General features: G+C 45.0%; 18 protein-coding genes. 8 read left to right on the forward strand and 10 right to left on the reverse strand.

Translation table 11 applies throughout. The features are described from left to right. Nucleotides 1-108: 108 nt before the first annotated feature. From DKW60_RS12750 to DKW60_RS12760, 3 genes are all read right to left on the reverse strand, one after another. Nucleotides 109-1,386, reverse strand: coding sequence for a formylglycine-generating enzyme family protein (locus tag DKW60_RS12750; protein ID WP_109838036.1), 1,278 nt, complete (start codon nucleotides 1,384-1,386; stop codon nucleotides 109-111). Nucleotides 1,387-1,396: 10 nt separating this feature from the next. Further along, nucleotides 1,397-1,942 carry an RNA polymerase sigma factor gene (locus tag DKW60_RS12755; protein ID WP_181389689.1) on the reverse strand — a complete coding sequence of 182 codons (546 nt, stop codon included), beginning with the start codon at nucleotides 1,940-1,942 and terminating at the stop codon, nucleotides 1,397-1,399. A gap of 151 nt (nucleotides 1,943-2,093) precedes the next feature. Further along, nucleotides 2,094-2,876 carry an adenosylcobinamide-GDP ribazoletransferase gene (locus DKW60_RS12760; RefSeq protein WP_109838038.1) on the reverse strand — a complete coding sequence of 261 codons (783 nt, stop codon included), beginning with the start codon at nucleotides 2,874-2,876 and terminating at the stop codon, nucleotides 2,094-2,096. A gap of 195 nt (nucleotides 2,877-3,071) precedes the next feature. Here DKW60_RS12760 and DKW60_RS12765 point away from each other — a divergent pair, with 195 nt between their 5' ends. The 3 genes from DKW60_RS12765 to DKW60_RS12775 are packed head-to-tail and all read left to right on the forward strand — an operon-like array spanning nucleotide 3,072 to nucleotide 6,106. Then, nucleotides 3,072-4,739, forward strand: a complete 1,668-nt coding sequence (locus DKW60_RS12765; protein ID WP_109838039.1) for a glutamine--tRNA ligase/YqeY domain fusion protein — start codon at nucleotides 3,072-3,074, stop codon at nucleotides 4,737-4,739. 28 nt (nucleotides 4,740-4,767) lie between these two features. Then, the gene (locus DKW60_RS12770; protein WP_109838040.1) at nucleotides 4,768-5,109 is read left to right on the forward strand and encodes a DUF1840 domain-containing protein; all 342 of its coding nucleotides are present in this window, start codon (nucleotides 4,768-4,770) and stop codon (nucleotides 5,107-5,109) included. Between the two features lie 16 nt (nucleotides 5,110-5,125). Then, the gene (locus tag DKW60_RS12775) at nucleotides 5,126-6,106 is read left to right on the forward strand and encodes an asparaginase (RefSeq protein WP_109838041.1); all 981 of its coding nucleotides are present in this window, start codon (nucleotides 5,126-5,128) and stop codon (nucleotides 6,104-6,106) included. Here the strand turns inward: DKW60_RS12775 and DKW60_RS12780 are convergent. Together DKW60_RS12780 and DKW60_RS12785 are read right to left on the reverse strand one after the other, a co-directional pair. Continuing rightward, a complete protein-coding gene (locus tag DKW60_RS12780; RefSeq protein ID WP_109838042.1) occupies nucleotides 6,103-6,873 on the reverse strand; it encodes a MipA/OmpV family protein in 771 nt (256 codons plus the stop codon). The genes DKW60_RS12775 and DKW60_RS12780 overlap by 4 nt on opposite strands. 98 nt (nucleotides 6,874-6,971) lie before the next feature. Further along, nucleotides 6,972-8,453 carry an Ig-like domain-containing protein gene (locus DKW60_RS12785; RefSeq protein ID WP_109838043.1) on the reverse strand — a complete coding sequence of 494 codons (1,482 nt, stop codon included), beginning with the start codon at nucleotides 8,451-8,453 and terminating at the stop codon, nucleotides 6,972-6,974. 206 nt (nucleotides 8,454-8,659) lie between these two features. Between DKW60_RS12785 and glpK the strand changes: the two genes are divergently transcribed. After that, on the forward strand, nucleotides 8,660-10,144 hold the full coding sequence (glpK, locus tag DKW60_RS12790) for a glycerol kinase GlpK (protein ID WP_109838044.1): 1,485 nt from the start codon (nucleotides 8,660-8,662) through the stop codon (nucleotides 10,142-10,144). A 32-nt stretch (nucleotides 10,145-10,176) separates the two neighbouring features. Here glpK and DKW60_RS12795 read toward each other — a convergent pair whose 3' ends face one another. The 3 genes from DKW60_RS12795 to DKW60_RS12805 all read right to left on the reverse strand — a co-directional run bounded on the left by DKW60_RS12795 (nucleotide 10,177) and on the right by DKW60_RS12805 (nucleotide 12,463). Next, entirely contained in the window at nucleotides 10,177-11,208 is a 1,032-nt protein-coding gene (locus tag DKW60_RS12795) for an ABC transporter permease (protein ID WP_109838045.1), read from the reverse strand. Continuing rightward, the gene (locus DKW60_RS12800; RefSeq protein ID WP_181389690.1) at nucleotides 11,205-12,095 is read right to left on the reverse strand and encodes an ABC transporter ATP-binding protein; all 891 of its coding nucleotides are present in this window, start codon (nucleotides 12,093-12,095) and stop codon (nucleotides 11,205-11,207) included. The genes DKW60_RS12795 and DKW60_RS12800 overlap by 4 nt, the downstream gene beginning before the upstream one ends. Before the next feature lie 110 nt (nucleotides 12,096-12,205). Then, a complete protein-coding gene (locus DKW60_RS12805; protein WP_109838046.1) occupies nucleotides 12,206-12,463 on the reverse strand; it encodes a pyridoxal phosphate-dependent aspartate aminotransferase family protein in 258 nt (85 codons plus the stop codon). 163 nt (nucleotides 12,464-12,626) lie between these two features. On the opposite strand from DKW60_RS12805, the gene DKW60_RS12810 reads away from it, so the two are divergent. Continuing rightward, on the forward strand, nucleotides 12,627-13,499 hold the full coding sequence (locus DKW60_RS12810) for a DUF2279 domain-containing protein (RefSeq protein WP_109838047.1): 873 nt from the start codon (nucleotides 12,627-12,629) through the stop codon (nucleotides 13,497-13,499). Nucleotides 13,500-13,595: 96 nt separating this feature from the next. Here DKW60_RS12810 and DKW60_RS12815 read toward each other — a convergent pair whose 3' ends face one another. Together DKW60_RS12815 and DKW60_RS12820 are read right to left on the reverse strand one after the other, a co-directional pair. Beyond that, the gene (locus DKW60_RS12815) at nucleotides 13,596-14,438 is read right to left on the reverse strand and encodes a porin (RefSeq protein WP_109838048.1); all 843 of its coding nucleotides are present in this window, start codon (nucleotides 14,436-14,438) and stop codon (nucleotides 13,596-13,598) included. Nucleotides 14,439-14,673: 235 nt separating this feature from the next. Beyond that, on the reverse strand, nucleotides 14,674-15,579 hold the full coding sequence (locus DKW60_RS12820; protein ID WP_109838049.1) for a hypothetical protein: 906 nt from the start codon (nucleotides 15,577-15,579) through the stop codon (nucleotides 14,674-14,676). A 179-nt stretch (nucleotides 15,580-15,758) separates the two neighbouring features. On the opposite strand from DKW60_RS12820, the gene DKW60_RS12825 reads away from it, so the two are divergent. From DKW60_RS12825 to DKW60_RS12835, 3 genes are all read left to right on the forward strand, one after another. After that, nucleotides 15,759-16,265 (forward strand): hypothetical protein, encoded by a 507-nt coding sequence (locus DKW60_RS12825; protein ID WP_109838050.1) that lies wholly within the window; start codon nucleotides 15,759-15,761, stop codon nucleotides 16,263-16,265. 203 nt (nucleotides 16,266-16,468) lie between these two features. Further along, nucleotides 16,469-16,942, forward strand: coding sequence for a 4Fe-4S dicluster domain-containing protein (locus DKW60_RS12830; protein WP_109838051.1), 474 nt, complete (start codon nucleotides 16,469-16,471; stop codon nucleotides 16,940-16,942). Nucleotides 16,943-16,954: 12 nt separating this feature from the next. Next, nucleotides 16,955-17,803, forward strand: an 849-nt coding sequence (locus DKW60_RS12835; RefSeq protein WP_281271853.1) for an aldehyde ferredoxin oxidoreductase N-terminal domain-containing protein, incomplete at its 3' end; no start/stop codon positions are given.

Here is a 17,803-nt window from a genome sequence, read left to right on the forward strand (position 1 = left end):
CGGCGTTGTTATTCACACTTGTAGTGACATGCAGCTTGTTGTTTACAACTGACATATCCTAATTAACGTATGAAAATGAAAAACCTTACGGGTCGATAGAAAAAAAATTTATTTTTTTTCTATATAGTCATGAGCAACCCTGAATCCGTAAAGATTACTTCGGTCATTTTTCGCACCCGAGCTTCTGATGGCGGAGCGGATTCCGGGAACACCGGCATCCCATCCACCACCGCGTCGGGTCTTGGTGTCTTTACCTTTGGAGCAGTTTGATTCCCAGGCACTTCCATCTGTTGGTGCGCCATCGTAAGTCTTATGCCAGCAGTCCTGAACCCACTCCCACACGTTACCGGCAGTATCCTGAATGGAGTAATCATTGGCAGGGAAGCTGCCGACAGTTGCAGTGTAGGGCCACTTATCATTGTCATTATTGTGATTAGCCCATAGGTGAACCGCCGCATCCGTCCCCCAGAAATATACAGTAGACTTACCACCTCGGGCAGCAAACTCCCACTCTGATTCGGTTGGTAAGCGATATTCACCACCTGTTTCATCATTCAACCATTTCAGATAAGCCTGAGTGTCTGCCCAACTAATACAGGTTACCGGGTGTGACTCATCTTGCTCAAAACCAGGATTGCGCCAGGTATATTCAGGGTTCATCAGGAAAGGATGTCCGGGTTTAGACATGTCCTGGTAAACACAACCACGGGACTCCCTCTCGGCATTGGTCACATAATTAGTGGCATCAACGAAGTGGGTAAACTGCTTGACGGTGACTTCATGCTGAGCGATTTCGAAAGGTTTTACCGATATGTAGTGCGCCGGAAATTCGTTTGAGCGACACCCGCCAACCACATCATCCCAGCCCTTGGTACAACCCATTTTTATTCTACCGCCGGGTATCAACAGCATATTCGGAAACTTTGTTAACTCAGCATCCGACCCCAAAAAGGTGTAACGGTCAGCATCAGGTGTTGGAAGCTGTGTGCCAGTGTCATTGGTCGCTGAAGCAGAACGGCCAGTACTAGTACTATTCTGGAACCAAAGTATTACCACTGCAGCTGACAAGCCGCCCAGAGCAATGGGTACGAACCATGACTTCAAACGAGTGAGCCAGGTAGTTCCTCTGCGGTGTATTTCCTTACTGGCTTTTTGATACACCACTCTGGCTTCATCCGGCGACATGGTCGTCAAGGTATCTACCGCAGGGAGATTATCAAGCGCCTTCGCTTCATCTTTCGCAATCAGGTAGTTACGAATAATTTCAGCTTGGGCGTGTGTCTCATTGTCAGAATCAGGAGTCATTTCACCATGCAACACCTGCGACCATTCCTCAGAATCTTTGGCCGAGATATATTTCTGTTCGCTAGGTTTTTTGTCTGACATAACTCTATTCTCAACAATATTTGTTTTTCAACTTTCTTAAATTAGTTCTCAAAAGCGATAAACGTTTGGTTATTGCACCCGGTGATCGATCAACATGCTCAGCGATTTCAACATGACTGAAACCAAAAGCATAATGTGTGTATATTTTCATATCTTCTGCGCCTGTCGGTTCTGCCTCTATGTGGGCAAAGATATTTTCTAAACACTCCAGACTGTCCAACAAAGCTGCATGACTACTGTCGTCTACGCCCGGCGCTGGGGCAGTAACTTCCTCTTTAGGGTCATCCGAAGATACAAAAGTCGCTAGCTGCCGACTTTTCTTACGCCGTTGATCAATGCATTGATTGCGTACCATGACATATAAAAAGCGCTTATTAAACTTTTTAGCAATATCACGCCCTTGGCAAAGTAGTTTAATGGCGACTTCTTGCTGTACTTCTTCCTGATCGGCATAGCTCAATTCATAATGAGTCATACTGACATAGGAAACATAAGAGACAATATATTTTAATAAGCAAGCACCATTGTCATTTTTTTGATCAATGAATTTATACAAATGCTCCACAAAGTCATTTTCATTATTTTTAGCGATAACTGAAATGTTTGTGCCCTCAAGGTAGCTTTATCAAAAGCTCACAATCTCTAAGTATACGATGGCATCTATCTTACCACCCGGATCATTGCTCAAACAATGAAGAAAAGCCGTCTCACTTAATACTCTCAGCCAACACAACTAAGTAAAACACCACCTCGCACACTTGTTGTACTGCCCCAAGACAATCACCCGTATAGCCCGCTATTTTTCGATAAAAATATGCACCCATTGCATAGGCGACTCCCCAGGCAACAAACACTGCCAAAACAAAATTAAGTTGCCAAGCTATAACAATGACGGTTGCTGCAGGCGCAATACTATAAAGCATCTCTCGCTTACTTAATCGCACTGATGCAACCTCTGCAGACTTACTGGTTTCAAGCGATGAAACATACTGATATTTCTGCATAATCCAAGATGCCAGCAAACGACTCACAGAATGAGCGCATAGCAACGCAAATACCAGCAGCACCATGGAGCGCTCTGCTAATGACTGCAGCACGATGAACTTCATTCCGAGTAGCAGTATCAGCCCCACTACCCCATAGCTACCAACCCTACTATCTTTCATTATCGACAGTATTTGGGCCTTTTCCCAGCCTCCACCAAAGCCGTCACAACTATCCGCGAAACCATCTTCATGAAAGGCACCTGTGAGATACACCGTGGCAATCATCGAGAGCAATACACTCACAGACACGGGAAGAACAAGTGCACTAGCCACGTAAACCGTTGCCGCGAAAAGTCCAACAAGCAAACCAATTAAACCCAAATATTTGCGTGACTTATTGAGACTTTCCGGACTGAAAGCTACAGACGGCGGACAGGGAATCCGAGTGTAGAACGACAACCCCGAAAAAAAGTAGTCTTTTTCGCGGCGAAACAGAGTATTCATAAACTAAGCATCCATATGAAATCGGCGGTTTGATTAGCGTGAAACCACATCACTTTTTCTGTTGATCAATCTAGCACTTTCAACCCTGTATTGCTGCTCAAATTACTGTACTGCAAGCACACCACCTGTATAATCTGAGACTTGCTGCAGCGCACAGTTGCGCGAGACAAACTCATACAAGAAGAACCCAAACCTATGACTGAAAGCACAAGACCACTGAATTTTATCGAGAAAATTGTGAAGGAAGATATCGAGAACAAGGTCGTTCCCTCTGTCCAAACACGTTTCCCTCCTGAGCCAAATGGTTATCTCCATATCGGACATGCCAAATCTATCTGCCTGAACTTCGGCATCGCTCAAACATTCGGTGGTCAATGTAACTTACGCTTTGATGACACCAACCCGGAAAAAGAAGATACCGAATACGTTGAAGCCATCAAAGAAGATGTTCGCTGGTTAGGATTCGAGTGGTCTGGTGATATTCACTTTACCTCAGACTACTTCGATGATTTGTACGATTGGGCGGTTTACCTGATCAAAGAGGGTAAAGCCTATGTGTGTGATCTTGACCGAGACCAGGCACGTGAATACCGTGGTACGCTTAAAGAGCCAGGCAAGAATAGCCCTTATCGTGACCGCAGTGTAGAAGACAATCTTGAGCTATTTGAGAAAATGCGTGCAGGAGACTTTGAAGAAGGCGCTTGTTCACTGCGTGTTAAAATCGATATGGCTTCGCCAAATATGCACTTGCGCGACCCTATTATCTACCGAATCAAAAAAGCGAGCCACCACCAAACGGGTGACAAATGGTGTATCTACCCTTCCTATGACTTTGCACATGGTCAAGGTGATGCCATTGAAGGAATAACACACTCAATCTGTACGCTGGAATTTGAAGAGCACCGTCCGCTTTATGACTGGTTTATTGAAAACCTACCCGTACCATCCAAGCCTCGGCAGTACGAGTTTTCCCGCCTCAACGTAAACTACACAGTAACCAGCAAGCGCAAGCTCAAATCGCTGGTTGATGAAAACGTAGTTGATGCATGGAACGACCCGCGTATGCCAACCATTGCCGGCATGCGCCGCCGCGGTTATACGCCAGAAGCTTTACGTGAGTTTATTGATAAAGCCGGTGTTTCGCGTAACGAGGGCATTGTTGATGTGAGCATGCTGGAATTCGCCATTCGTGAAAACCTCAATGTCAACGCAGCGCGAGCCATGTGTGTACTTCACCCACTCAAGGTGACTCTGACAAACTATCCTGAAGACAAGACCGAGGTCATGGTCGCTCCGGGGCATCCAAACCGTGATGACTTACCTGCCCGTGAATTACCATTTTCGCGAGAATTGTTTATCGATCAGGATGACTTTAGAGAAGAAGCCAATAAAAAGTACAAACGACTGGTTATCGGTAAACGCGTTCGTCTGCGTAATGCATATGTGATTGAAGCAGATGAGGCAATCAAGGATGCTGACGGCAATATCATCGAAGTGCGCGCCAGAATTATTGAAGATACTGTCGGTAAAGACCCTGCGGATGGCGTAAAACCTAAGGGGGTTATTCACTGGGTGGACGCTAATAACAATCTGGACTGTGAAGTGCGTTTGTATGACCGTTTATTTAACGACCCCGCGCCGGATGCTGGTGGTAAGGACTTCATGCAGTCTCTGAATCCGAATAGTCTTGAGATTCTGAAAGGTTGCAAAGCCGAAACAAGCTTGGCCAATTCTGATGCAGATATACGCTTCCAGTTTGAGCGGGAAGGTTATTTCATACAGGATTCACTGTATAGCACCCCAGACAATCTGGTCTATAATCGAGTCATTGGCTTGAGAGACACATGGGAAAAGCAAGTTTGATTTAATCACAGACCCTCCGGAGGATCGTATGCTCGTTGTATTCACGAATAAAAGTGGTGGTACAGTAGACATGTTTGAGAAGGCTGCGCTGGATCTCATTAAATTAATGGGAAGAAGGCCAGCCGTGCCTAGCGCAATCAGCAAAGAAGATCTTCCGGAGGCGTTAAGTCAGCTGCAAAAAGAGCTGGCTCTGATTGCAGAAGCAGAACAAAATGCGGAACAAGACGCTGATGATACCGACGGAATGGAAGACCTGGATGCCGATGAAAAACCAAAGCCCATTGGCATGGCTATCAGAGCCTTCCCATTAATCGAGCTGATGCAACATTCCATCAAAGATGATTCATTTTTGATGTGGGATTACCGTTAGACACTGAGAAATACGCATGACACAGTCAAAGAAACCTCGTGTAACTGTTTTTGCAACCGGCGGCACAATAGCGGGTGGCTCGGAAAGTAATACCGATACGCTTTACTATGACTCAGGCAATTTGGGCATCGATTCATTGCTGGCAGCGGTGCCAGAAATTCATGACATTGCAGAGGTATCCGGTGAGCAACTCCTGAATGTTGGCAGTCATGAAATTCGTGGCAGTGATCTACTGAATCTGGCAAAGAAAATTCAATATCAGTTTGAGAACGATCTGGCCGATGGCGTCGTGATTACCCATGGCACCGACACGCTGGAAGAAACTGCATTCTTTTTAGATCTTACTACACAGTTTGATCGTCCCGTCGTGGTAGTCGGCGCTATGCGCCCTGCAACGGCCATTAGTGCTGATGGCCCCTTAAACCTTCTGCAAGCAGTCGCATTAGCGGCAAGCAACACTGCCTGCAAACGTGGCACAATGATCGTGCTTAACGACCGTATTCACGCGGCTTTTTACACCAGTAAAACGAATGCCAACTCATTGGATACCTTTCAGGCACCAGAGCAAGGTTCATTGGGTTATTTTCTGAATGCCAAGCCTTACTTTTATTTCACACCTGCCCTCGCAAGCCACAAACCAAACTTTGAAGTTAAAAACATCGACTCCTTGCCCAGAGTAGATATTCTCTACAGTCACCAAGACGCGTCCGCTGACTTACTCGAGCTTGCTGTGCAACGAGGCGCTAAAGGCGTTGTGATAAATGCAGCGGGAAGTGGCTGGGCGTCACCAGCGCTGGAGGCCGCTGCCACTGAACTCACTGAAGATGGATTTCCGGTCGTATTTGCGACCAGAACAGGGAATGGCTTTGCGATAAAACTACCTGAACAAGGCATTGGTGCCGGGATATTGAACGCGCAAAAATCACGCGTCCTGCTGATGTTGGCACTCGCTAGCGGATATAAGCACTCCAGAATCGAGAAGTGCTTCACTCATTAGAAGTCGTAGGTTAGACCAAACTTCACTTCAATATCACTATCAGCATCTTCTTCGACAATCGGCGAATCCAGAATATCGTCATCATACCAAGTCGAACGCAAGCTATGTGTTAACCCCCACTTTCTGCTCAGTGGGTATTCCATGCGATATCCAAGGAAGAAGTTTGTCGTGTCACCTACATCATAGGCGGTTCGCCCTAAGCCAACATCGATCTCATCAGAATCTACGCCGAAGTAATAATCCGATACCTTACCACTCCAGTAAGACAATCCGACCTCAGGATAGATGCGCAGCTTTGAACCAGACAATGGGATAAGATTGGTGTACATCAGACTCCCTTCAAAGCCATCATGCTTTCCAATCACATCGTAAGCGCCTGATAGCACAAACGATCCAACCGGGGTTCGTGTGTGTAGTTTTAAACCCACGTTAAACGATGCGTCGCGGTCATCCATCCCTTTGAGCATCACAGAGTCACTCGCGTCATAGCCCTGATCAAAGAATCCAAAGCGTGGACGAAGCACAAACTTTAATGGCCCTTTAAAAGCAGAATCACCTGACTTATTGACTGGCCCCAAACTCACTCGCGGAACCAGACTGTAACCAGTCGTTGATTCGATGCCTTTGAAGATGGGTTTACTGTAGTTAAAACTGAGTGAGCCTCCAACCCGGACTTTGTTAATGCGGGTTTCAACAGGCTCGTCTGCTACCGAAACAAAGGACGGAAGCAAACAAATTGCGCAGCAATATGGAAGCAGTTTTTTCATGGTAGCAGCTATTTATGACTTAGAATTTTTCTTATCATAACACATTGATTTACGCAAACCATAAACCAATGCTTAAGATTACTGATATCACATTACAATTATGGGGCCTGCAACGCTTCTACTGCGTCTGAATACTCATGAGAAATGTCGGTAAGATACTCACTACCCGACATTAGCGGTGCGACAGAAGCATCAATCACAATCGCCTTTGCACCCAGTGCGTTAATTTTTTCAATAATCTGGCTCATGTTACGAGTAAAATCTGACACGCTCACACCCAGATAATAATCATTAGTACCCGCAATCAACCAGACGACATCCGGACTCTGACTGGCAACATCCTGATCAAACCGAGCCAACATATTCGCTGACGTATTCCCGCCGATACCTTTATTGATAATTTCAGCATCATCAAGCTTCTCCGCCAAACGCTGAGAGACACCCTCGGTTGAGAACCAACTATCTCCCAACAAGACATGCTTGCCAGTGTTGAGTACCTCAGAATCCAGATTAGCCAAGGCGAAGTCTGCAATCGCTCTGAATCCATATAAATTTGGATGTGCACCGTCGTAATAGAAATTCCAGAGATGACTACCAACATCAACAGCTGCTTCTAGTGCCGTCTCAAGCTCGATGTATTGACCCGAAGTGCTAGCCACTTTCACCGTGTAATAGTTACCCTCTTCTGAGCGATAAGTGATTAACTGCCCATCTTTTAAACCATAATCTTGCGAGACTCGTAGACGAGTGTCACCTGCATCGGCGTAGCGCGATACCCACATGGAAACGGTACCACCTGACTCACCATAAATATGTGAACGACGTTTCAAGACATCATCGTGCATCGTCACCAACTCGAAAGTCACCGGTGAAGTGGGTGGGGTAACCTCTCCCTCATCATTAACCGATATCTTTACCTGCGTACTATTTGTTCTGCCTCTGGCGTCGGTAAATGCATACCAGAAAGAATCCTGACCTGTGTAATTCTGAAAGGGTGTGTAAATGATTGAGTCACCCTGGATCGCAGCGCTACCAGCAGCAACCGTAGAGTTATTTACCTCAATGAGGGCAAGGTCTAAGCCAATATCGTTTGCTAATACGGGTATGGTGATCGAGGTATTTACTGACGTAGTCACGTTATCAACATTAGCGGTTGGCCATCCTGAGTAATCATCACTTGGGGGCTCAGGTGTAACCGGTGGCTCCACTTCTGGTGGCGTCACTACGCTATTAATTACTTTAACCGTCACCTTCGCAGAATTAGTGCGACCATGAATATCTTTAAAGGCGTACCAAAAAGAATCTTCACCAACAAAGTTTTGTGCCGACTGATAATAGACCGCCTTGTTGGCTGCATCCATTTCTACACTACCCAGCTCGACTGTTGTCGTATTAACATCAAACAGAACCAAGTCCTCTCCAATGTCATTATCCAGAACCGGAATATAGATACGTTGATTACTCGTCAGAGTAACCTGATCTGGGGTTGAGGTTGGCCAAGGACCTAAATCTTCAGCGTAGACGTGTGTGATAACCGCACTACTTAGAGCGCTTGCTAGCAGGTATTTATAAATTTTCATTATTAGCCTTTGTCGCCAGTTTATTGGCGTTTACATTTGATGAAGTTACGTTATCAAACTCAATTATTTAAGCTTTAGTGGCAGCTAGTCAGAGGGTGCATTTAACAGGACAAGTGGATGCATTGTTGCTTTTGTAATCGCTTGAGTGCACTGAATTGCTTAGTTACTATAAGATGGGAGAAATCACACTATTCAGAGGAATCGTCATGTCTGCACCACGCCATTTATTAGCTATTGATCAAGGTACTACCAGCACCCGCACCGTGCTGTTTGACGACAAAGGACAACCCATTTTCACTGCACAAACCGAATTCACTCAAATCTTCCCGCAAGACGGTTGGGTAGAGCATGACCCTGAAGAAATTTGGCAAACGGTTCTGGACACTTGTAAACAAGCTATCGCTGCCAGCAAAGAAATGGGCGGCACCATTGCGGGCCTGGGGATTACTAACCAGCGTGAAACTAGCTTGATTTGGGATAAGAAGACCGGAAAAACAGTGTATAACGCAATCGTATGGCAAGATCGCCGTACCTCAGAGACCTGCCACTCACTGCGTGATCAAGGCCATGAAGCGATGGTCACCGAAAAAACAGGGCTTTTATTAGACCCCTATTTCTCTGGCAGTAAAATTGCCTGGATTTTAGACAATCAGCCTGAACTTCGTGCACGCGCAGACAACGATGAGCTGGCATTTGGGACGATCGATAGCTTTCTGTTATGGCGTCTAACCGGAGGCAAGGTACATGCAACCGATGCAACCAACGCCTCCCGTACCATGATCTACAACATCCATAATAATCAATGGGATGATGAGCTATTAGCGCTGCTCAATGTACCGGCCTCTCTGCTACCCGAAGTACTTGATTGCGCCAGTGATTTTGGACAAACCGACCCGGAACTATTTGGGGAATCCATTAAAATCGCAGGCATTGCAGGTGATCAACATGCCGCAGCAATCGGTCAGGCGTGCTTCGAGCCAGGCATGATTAAAAGCACTTATGGAACCGGTTGTTTTGTACTGGTTAATACGGGTGATAAAGCTATCAGCTCCGAACATCGCTTACTCACAACGATTGCCTATCGCCTAAATGGTGAAACCACTTATGCTATCGAAGGCTCAATATTCAGCGCTGGGGCTGCGATTCAATGGCTACGTGATGGACTTGGGATTATCAAATCTGCATCCGACAGCGAGGCAATCGCTTCCGGCTTGGATGGCAACCATGGCGTTTATTTAGTCCCGGCATTTACTGGTCTTGGCTCACCACATTGGAATGCAGAAGCGCGCGGATCTATTTATGGATTAACACGTGATAGTGGGCCAGCAGAGATTGTCAGAGCGACTCTGGAATCCGTCTGCTATCAAACTAATGACTTGTTTAAAGCCATGAATGAAGACGGTGTGAAACCAAGTATTCTGAGAGTCGACGGTGGCATGGTGAAAAATGATTGGTTGGTTCAGCAGCTTTCTGACACAGTAGACATTCAGGTTCAGCGCCCGGTCGTGACTGAAACAACTGCACTGGGAGCAGCTTTTCTCGCCGGACTACAAACCGGAGTATTTGCTTCTTTAGATGATCTGGCCAGTTACTGGCGCTGTGAAGCAGACTTTGAGCCGAACATGCCTGCTCAAGAACGCGATACACTCATCGCTGGCTGGGATAAGGCAATAGCGCGAACGCTCCTCTAATTACCGGCAACCAAAGGACGGCGGCACTACAATTAGTCCGTCGTCCATTTAAACAACTTAGCACCTAGGACGATAAACACCACTCCCATTATCAACAAAACCACAAGATTGTAAGAAACTCCCATTAACGATGCACCGTCTATCATAATGGCTCTGGCGGCCTTCAACATGTGAGTGAGCGGAGATAACTCTGCAAATTTTTGTAGGTATGGATGAGCACCTTCCATCGAAAACCAAACACCCGATAACAACATCATCGGCCAGGTCAACATATTCAACAGACCACCTGCCAGCTCTTCACTTTTCACCCTCGAAGCCACCAACAAGCCCAACGACAGCAAGGTAAACGTGCCGATAATCAGCACCACGAGCAAACTTAGGTAACTCCCCACAACCCGAAAATCCATAAAGAAATTGGTACCAGCAAACACCAATACGGTTGTCGCAACCACAATCATTAGCCGCGACAATATCTGTGCAATCAGAAACTCGGTGGCACTTAACGGGGTCGCGCTAACTCGCTTGAGATAACCACTTTTACGGTACCGAACGATCACATACCCCACTCCGAATAAGCAACCAAACATGATATTCATACCCAAAATACCCGGCACAACCCAGTCCACATAACGGACTTGCTTACCCGTAACAGCTTTCTCAGTAACGGTCGGCCCGCCGCTCCCTGCCAAAAGGCGCCGCATAAAATAACCATTCACCGCATCATTATTCACCCAATAATGCATTTGATCAGGGCGTAGATCCAACAGCATATCCACTTGATGTCTTGAGACTTTTTTGACCGTTTCACTCTGATCATCCACACCGTAAAACGTAATGTAATCCGTTTTTAACAGGGGGTGCAGCGACTCATCCGGCTCTGCATTTACCAGCAAGCCTTCTGCCATCACCGCGACTTTGTACTGGTCTTTATTTTCTCCCGAAAAGGTGAACGCTAATCCAAATACCAACAAGACCGGTAAAATAATATTCCACGCCAGTGAAGATCTGTCGCGCATGAACTCAAGATTACGCGCGTGTAGCATGGCTAATATACGCTTTATCATGCCCGTAACTCCTTACCCGTTAATTCTATAAATAAGTCTTCCAGAGTTCTTGCCCGCACCTGTAAACCACTCAGAGAGACATTGGCTGATAACAATTCTGCCAATGTCGCATTGACATCAGAGGTGACGATTTCAACGGTTGGCTGCACCTTTTCCAGAATCCGATACGGCATGGTCGCAGCTGCTTTTTCATTAAAATCTGACATGGGTAATTCAATGATAACGTCTTGAAAATGCTCTTCTAAAAGCTCATCAGGAGAACCCTGCGCAATGATTTTTCCGTGATCCATAATCACAATCTCGTCGCAAAGGTTATAGGCCTCCTCCATGTAATGAGTAGTCAGTAGAACCGTTTTGTTACGCGACTTTATTTTATTCACCAAATCCCAGAAGTTGAGCCGTGCCTGTGGGTCAAGCCCTGTGGTTGGTTCGTCCAAAAACACAATATCGGGATCATTGACGAGCGCAATAGCCAGTAACAAACGCTGACGCTGACCACCGGATAATTTACTGGCGTCGCGATTTAAATACTTTTCTAACGCACAAACTTCAACCAGCTCATCAAAAGACAGTCCTTTCGGATAAAAGCTGGCAAATAGCTTTAATTGCTCAGCAACTGTCAGGAAATCCTGCAAAGCTGTTGACTGGAACTGAATGCCGGCCTGCTCTCTAAAGCGACTACCTTGCGGCTCACCGCGATACAATATCTCGCCACTCGTTGGCTTACTAATGCCTTCCATGACTTCAATTGTTGTCGTTTTTCCAGCACCATTTGGCCCGAGCAAACCGAAGCACTCTCCCTCGGTCACACTAAAACTGACACCATTAACCGCCTTCACATCGGCATAATGCTTGTGTAAGTCTTTTACTTGTAGCAGCTTACTCATTACTTTACTCACATGTAATTATTGGGTGTTATTGCAGAGGTCGGTTGGTTATCTATTGAGGTGATCAAAATTTGATGTACCGCGGACCGATTACAGCCATCACGATATCATCAAATAGCAGACAATAGCGCTGTCGCCTGATCTAATGTCTCGTCGTTTTTAGCAAAACAAAAACGCAGTATTCTCTGTTCTTGCAGTGGATTTTCATAAAATACGGAGATAGGAATCGACGCGATGCCTTTTTCTATCGTCAGTTGTCGCGCCAGCGCCACATCTTGCAAGTCACTGATATCACTATAGTCTAATAACTGAAAATAAGTACCTGCACATGGCAACACTTTAAAGCGTGTGACTGATAATACTATCAATCATAATATTCAAGAGCTTTTAAGATAAGTGTCTATTTACAGCTGCTAGGATAATAATAGCTTCTAGGAATGATAAAAATTAGTATACTATTCTTTAGGTATTTTTTCGCAAAATATGTAACATTTAAACATGACAAAAGTCATAAGATAGAGCCACCATTCCATGAAAAAAATCTTTATTGCGACGGTCTTAACAACATCATCAATGCACATTCAGACAGTCCAAGCTGATTCCATCACTAACGATCCTCTCTCCATAAGTGATGCAGCAAATGCGATCAAATGGGAAGTTGGTCTCGTCACTGCTGGAGCTCTTTACTTAGGTCTAGATAGCTGGGACTGGGGAAGTAGTAACTCGTTCAAGTTTAATAATGAAGGCTGGTTTGGTCTAGATACGGGAAGCGCAGGCGCAGATAAGCTAGGTCATATGTATTCGTCTTATCTCATGAACGAACTCTTCAACAAGAGGCTGAACCTAAAAACGAACAACAAAATTGAAGCTGCTAGAAAAAGTGCCCTGTTCTCAAGCGCAATCATGCTAGGGGTGGAAGTCTTCGATGGATACTCCAATGACCATGGTTTTTCATATGAAGACCTAATTTTAAATACTGCAGGAATTGGAATTTCTTATCTTAAAAACACCGTTCCAGGATTAGATGACAAGCTCGATTTACGCGTAGAATATAAACCAACAGATGCTTACAGCGACCATCCAATTACTGATTATTCAGGCTACACCTATCTGGCAGCGCTTAAGCTTGGTGGTTTTGAACGACTGAAGGGTACCCCATTAAAATATCTGGAATTACAGCTGGGCTACCATACGGAAGGGTTTAAGAAAAATGAGCAGGAACAATTTCCTGAGGCTAAAACTGAGTTGCAATTTGGCGTAGGCTTAGACTTGTCAGAACTTATTTTCAAACCTATCAATAAGAACAGAGATAACGCCTTTATCCACTCTATGGGTACATTTTTTCGTTACTACCGTCTGCCAGGTACCTACATAGCCACCGAAATACAAGAGAGGGTTGAATAAACTTATCTCTAACTTTTTAATTAATGTTAAAGCAATAAAAAAGGGCAGCTTACGCTACCCTCTTTTATGACTGCATAATCTTTTACAAGATTTTGATTAGAAGCTATGCTTCAATCCAATCGCAATTTTATCATCTGTCAAAGAGTCATCATCAACAAACTCAACAACAGCAATTGTATTCTTACCCAATGAACGGTTATAACCAAGGAACAACGTGTCGTTATCAGCCACATCGCCAATACCCATGTAAAACTTGTTTGCACCAGCTGCGTACTGAGCTGTATAACCGATATCCGTGTCTCCACCGTCCAATTTGTTAGCACGGATACCTACAGCTACAGGACCGAAGCTACCAGATGCACCCATGGTAACGTTTGAGCCGTTAGCGATACCATCTCCGTCTTCATAACCAAGACTAGCAGTCACTGGACCCAACTTTCCTTTAATACCTACAGCGAAGTTGTCAGCTGAGTCTTCAGGGCTATATGAAGCCGCATAAGAGATAGGACCACGAGTATTTGAGTAAGTGATATTGTGAGTATCGGACCCCTTACAACCACCTGAGGAATGCGAAATAAATACATCGTGAGCAACCCAACCAGTGTCAACAGTATCACAACCATTAACAGTGTCACCGATCTTCACTGTACCGAAACCGCCTTTCATACCAACATGCACATCATCAGGAGTCACTGTGGCAGTCACTGCGGATCCTGTTGCATTAAGGTTGGCAGTTGCAGTACCGAAATACGTTATTCCGCCAACTTTTTCTGAAGCATTAAAAATTACTTCAGTACCAGAGCCATCGAACGTTGACGCACCACCGGTGCCATCTTCTTGATAGCTGACAGTCACATCACCACCGATAGAAACCTCTGCCTGAGCTGCGAAAGGCATAGCGCCCATTGCGATAGCAATTGCTAATGTTTTCAATTTCATAGTATTCCCCTACAATAAAAATCTTTAAGGTTTGTGAAAGTTGTGCTTCCCACAACTTCGTTAAGAAATTAATTCTTAGAACCAAGACTAGTATGCCTGTTGGGAAAAAGCAACAAAATTTATTTACCGCATAATTAAGCGAGCGAAAAAACCACACATCCAAAATTAAGTGGCCATTTTGTATAATCTTCGCATCTCACACTAATCGCTAATACACAGATGTTTGTTACTCTTATTATTTCGCGTGCTCTGTTAGTAATTTGTCGAGATCATGCCTTAAGAACTCTAGTGTTGCTCTTTCCATAAGCTCATTTGTATCATCACTCCTTACTCTCTCCCCAAACTCACTTTGACCGGTTTCTTCTACTAAGTGTTCTGACTCCTTAAATGGAAGGACGATACTTATTTCAGTTTCAATCTTAGGCACTACCACTGGTTCATGTAGCTTTTCAACAACCTCAGTCATTAACTTAGGTGTACCCAGGACAGCCTCACTGCTAGGTATCGTCTCAGATTCAGAAACGATGATATCTGAACCAGGAGGTGCAACAACAATAGACTTCAGCACATCTTCTGACTCTACTATCACATCAATCTGAAGCTGGGGAACCACAACCAGTTTGTTCTCATCTACTTTATCCACTAATTGCGATGAAACCGTTGGGCCAATTGAGTTACTGATCTTGTTTGCACTATGCTCTGGGTAGTCGCTCATGTATTTATATCCCAACAATGAAAGTAAACAAATTACTAGCACCCCACTAAAGTATAACCACCAGGCAGACAATTTTTTCTTCTTTACCCGCATAGTTATTTGATTACCCTCTGAAGTTGCAATCTCATCAACAGTTTGGGAAGAGGTTTGTTTCTGACTGTGATCAACTTCTCTTCTGTAACGTTCAATGCTTCTGTCATTAGCATCAGCAGCGATAGAACCACCAATAAATACTGGTATTTCTTTTGCAGGATTATTGCTGAAATCAGAGACCGACAATGCTAGAGCACAACTCTGGCAATAAAGCTTGTTAGGGGCATCAAGAATTCTTTTTTGTATAAAACTGCGATGTAGCTTAACCAGATCAAATCCTCCACAATTTGGGCAATAGTTTTTTGAGACCATGTTGCTAGAGGGCATCGACATAAGAGGCTCCAATCCGAAAGTACAGTTTAAGTCACGACAGTGCCTGAAGTTCAGGTTATTTGTTTCAAGTACACGATTAACGTAGCTGGTTATTAGATAAATACAAAAAATTCCTTGAGCCCTTTCTGTATCACCTTGCGCATTAATCATTAACACTTAATGTTAAAAAGGAGCCAACAATGTTGAAAAAAGTAGTTATTACAGGAGTAGCTGTAGCAGTAATGATTTTATCTGCTCAGGCAAGTGCTCATCAAAACAATAACCATAAACCACGTGTCAGCCATGGCCACTCTCATCACCAACCTTCACCTCGCCCTGCAAGATTTAACGTCAACAAAGAACAACGCGAACAAGCAACTATGATTAAGCAAGGCATTAAAACCTGCCAAATCACACCCAAAGAAGCACAGCGACTCAATAAAGAGCAGAACCGCATCAGAAAAACTGAGAAGCGTATGCGTCATGATGGTTTACAAAAATGGGAGCGAAAGCAGCTAAAATCTCTTCTGCACAATGCACGAGTAAAGATCAATAAATTAACAAAAAATGCTAAGCACTGCAGAGCACCAAGATGGAAAAAGTCTAATAGACATCACGGTAATGCTCATCGTCACAATCACGGCAATAACATCATCTGGAAAAAACACACCAACGGCGGCACTTTCAGTATTTCAATCGGTCACTAAAAAATCGTTTCGGCGATAATCTCTGGGCAGTCTTCGGGTTGCCCTTTTGCGTTGTAGTCCCTTATAAAATCTAATATAGTACTTCTGAGTCAATGACTTATTACCCGTAGAGTGGCTTCTGCCCAGAACTGCAACAGGTTCCGGGCCGGTAATTTGGGCATTGATGCGTCCTCAAAAACGCAACACCATTAGGAGATCTTCAAATGCAGAAATCGCTCTATCTGGATGCCGACAAGTGCACTGGGTGCTTACAATGTGAAATGGCCTGTTCCTACGAACATGAAGGTGTATTCAACCCCGTTAAATCCAGCATCAAAGTCTTTAACTTTCATGACGAAGGCCGCTTCGTTCCTTATACCTGTACGCAATGTGATGAAGCCTGGTGCATGACCGCTTGCCCGGTCGACGCAATTACACTGGATGCAACCACAGGGGCTAAGGTCGTGAATAACTCAACCTGCGTCGGCTGCAAGGTTTGTACTATTGCTTGCCCTTTCGGCACCATCAACTACAACTCTTCAACCGGTAAAGTCACCAAATGTGACTTGTGTGGCGGTGACCCTCAATGCGTGGATGCTTGCCCAACTGAAGCAATCACCTATGTAGAAGCGGATGCCACTGGTTTTGAGCGCATGAAGAAGTGGGCTCAGAAAACTGACAACGCTGGCGCAGCATAGGAGGATTATATAATGGCTTGGACTAAAACAATCCTACGGGTAAACCTAACTAACGGAACGGTTGATAAAGAACCTCTCAATATGGCATGGACTGAGGAATATCTGGGGCAGCGCGGACTGGCAACCAAATATTTCATCGAATCCGTTGATCCGGGTGTAGACGCTTTGTCTCCTGAAAATACCATGATTTTTGCCACCGGCCCATTGACCGGCACCATGGCATCCACAGGTGCACGTTATTCGGTCATCTGCAAAAGCCCTCTGACTGGCGCAATTGCTTGTTCGAACTCGGGCGGTTACTTTGGCGCAGAGCTGAAATCAGCTGGCTATGATATGGTAATTTTTGAGGGTGCATCGCCCTCCCCTGTATACCTTTCAATTGAAAACGACAATGTCGAGATCATGCCTGCAGATGATCTGTGGGGTAAGTCAGTGTGGGAAGCAGATGAAATGCTTCACAAAAAGCATCAAGACCCTGCACTGCGAGTAGCAGCGATTGGTCGCTCTGCTGAGAACGGTTGCTTGTATGCTGCAATTGTGAATGACCTGCACCGTGCGGCAGGACGTTCGGGTGTTGGAACCGTCATGGCTTCCAAGAACCTGAAAGCCGTAGTAGTTCGCGGCACCAAAGGTGTCGGTAACTTATTCGACGCTAAACGCTTTATGAACTCAGTTGCTGAGGAAAAGAAAGTACTGGCCGAAAATGCGGTAACTGGTACAGGCTTGCCTGCACTGGGTACTCAGGTATTGATGAACGTTATCAATGAAGTTGGCGCATTGCCGACCAAGAACATGAGTGAAGTGCAGTTCGAAGGTGCTTCAAAAATCTCTGGTGAAGCGATGCTGGAGCCACGTGAAAGC

Origin of the sequence: Leucothrix pacifica (genome assembly GCF_003172875.1) — a bacterium.
In the GTDB taxonomy this organism is placed as follows: domain Bacteria; phylum Pseudomonadota; class Gammaproteobacteria; order Thiotrichales; family Thiotrichaceae; genus Leucothrix; species Leucothrix pacifica.

Coding starts and splice junctions, on each gene's coding strand:
- DKW60_RS12825 (WP_109838050.1), top strand. CDS start 15,759: ATGTTGAAAAAAGTAGTTATTACAGGAGTAGCTGTAGCAGTAATGATT.
- DKW60_RS12820 (WP_109838049.1), bottom strand. CDS start 15,579: ATGTCGATGCCCTCTAGCAACATGGTCTCAAAAAACTATTGCCCAAAT.
- DKW60_RS12760 (WP_109838038.1), bottom strand. CDS start 2,876: ATGAATACTCTGTTTCGCCGCGAAAAAGACTACTTTTTTTCGGGGTTG.
- DKW60_RS12810 (WP_109838047.1), top strand. CDS start 12,627: ATGAAAAAAATCTTTATTGCGACGGTCTTAACAACATCATCAATGCAC.
- DKW60_RS12770 (WP_109838040.1), top strand. CDS start 4,768: ATGCTCGTTGTATTCACGAATAAAAGTGGTGGTACAGTAGACATGTTT.
- DKW60_RS12780 (WP_109838042.1), bottom strand. CDS start 6,873: ATGAAAAAACTGCTTCCATATTGCTGCGCAATTTGTTTGCTTCCGTCC.
- DKW60_RS12775 (WP_109838041.1), top strand. CDS start 5,126: ATGACACAGTCAAAGAAACCTCGTGTAACTGTTTTTGCAACCGGCGGC.
- DKW60_RS12750 (WP_109838036.1), bottom strand. CDS start 1,386: ATGTCAGACAAAAAACCTAGCGAACAGAAATATATCTCGGCCAAAGAT.
- DKW60_RS12765 (WP_109838039.1), top strand. CDS start 3,072: ATGACTGAAAGCACAAGACCACTGAATTTTATCGAGAAAATTGTGAAG.
- glpK (WP_109838044.1), top strand. CDS start 8,660: ATGTCTGCACCACGCCATTTATTAGCTATTGATCAAGGTACTACCAGC.
- DKW60_RS12785 (WP_109838043.1), bottom strand. CDS start 8,453: ATGAAAATTTATAAATACCTGCTAGCAAGCGCTCTAAGTAGTGCGGTT.
- DKW60_RS12815 (WP_109838048.1), bottom strand. CDS start 14,438: ATGAAATTGAAAACATTAGCAATTGCTATCGCAATGGGCGCTATGCCT.
- DKW60_RS12800 (WP_181389690.1), bottom strand. CDS start 12,095: ATGAGTAAGCTGCTACAAGTAAAAGACTTACACAAGCATTATGCCGAT.
- DKW60_RS12795 (WP_109838045.1), bottom strand. CDS start 11,208: ATGATAAAGCGTATATTAGCCATGCTACACGCGCGTAATCTTGAGTTC.
- DKW60_RS12830 (WP_109838051.1), top strand. CDS start 16,469: ATGCAGAAATCGCTCTATCTGGATGCCGACAAGTGCACTGGGTGCTTA.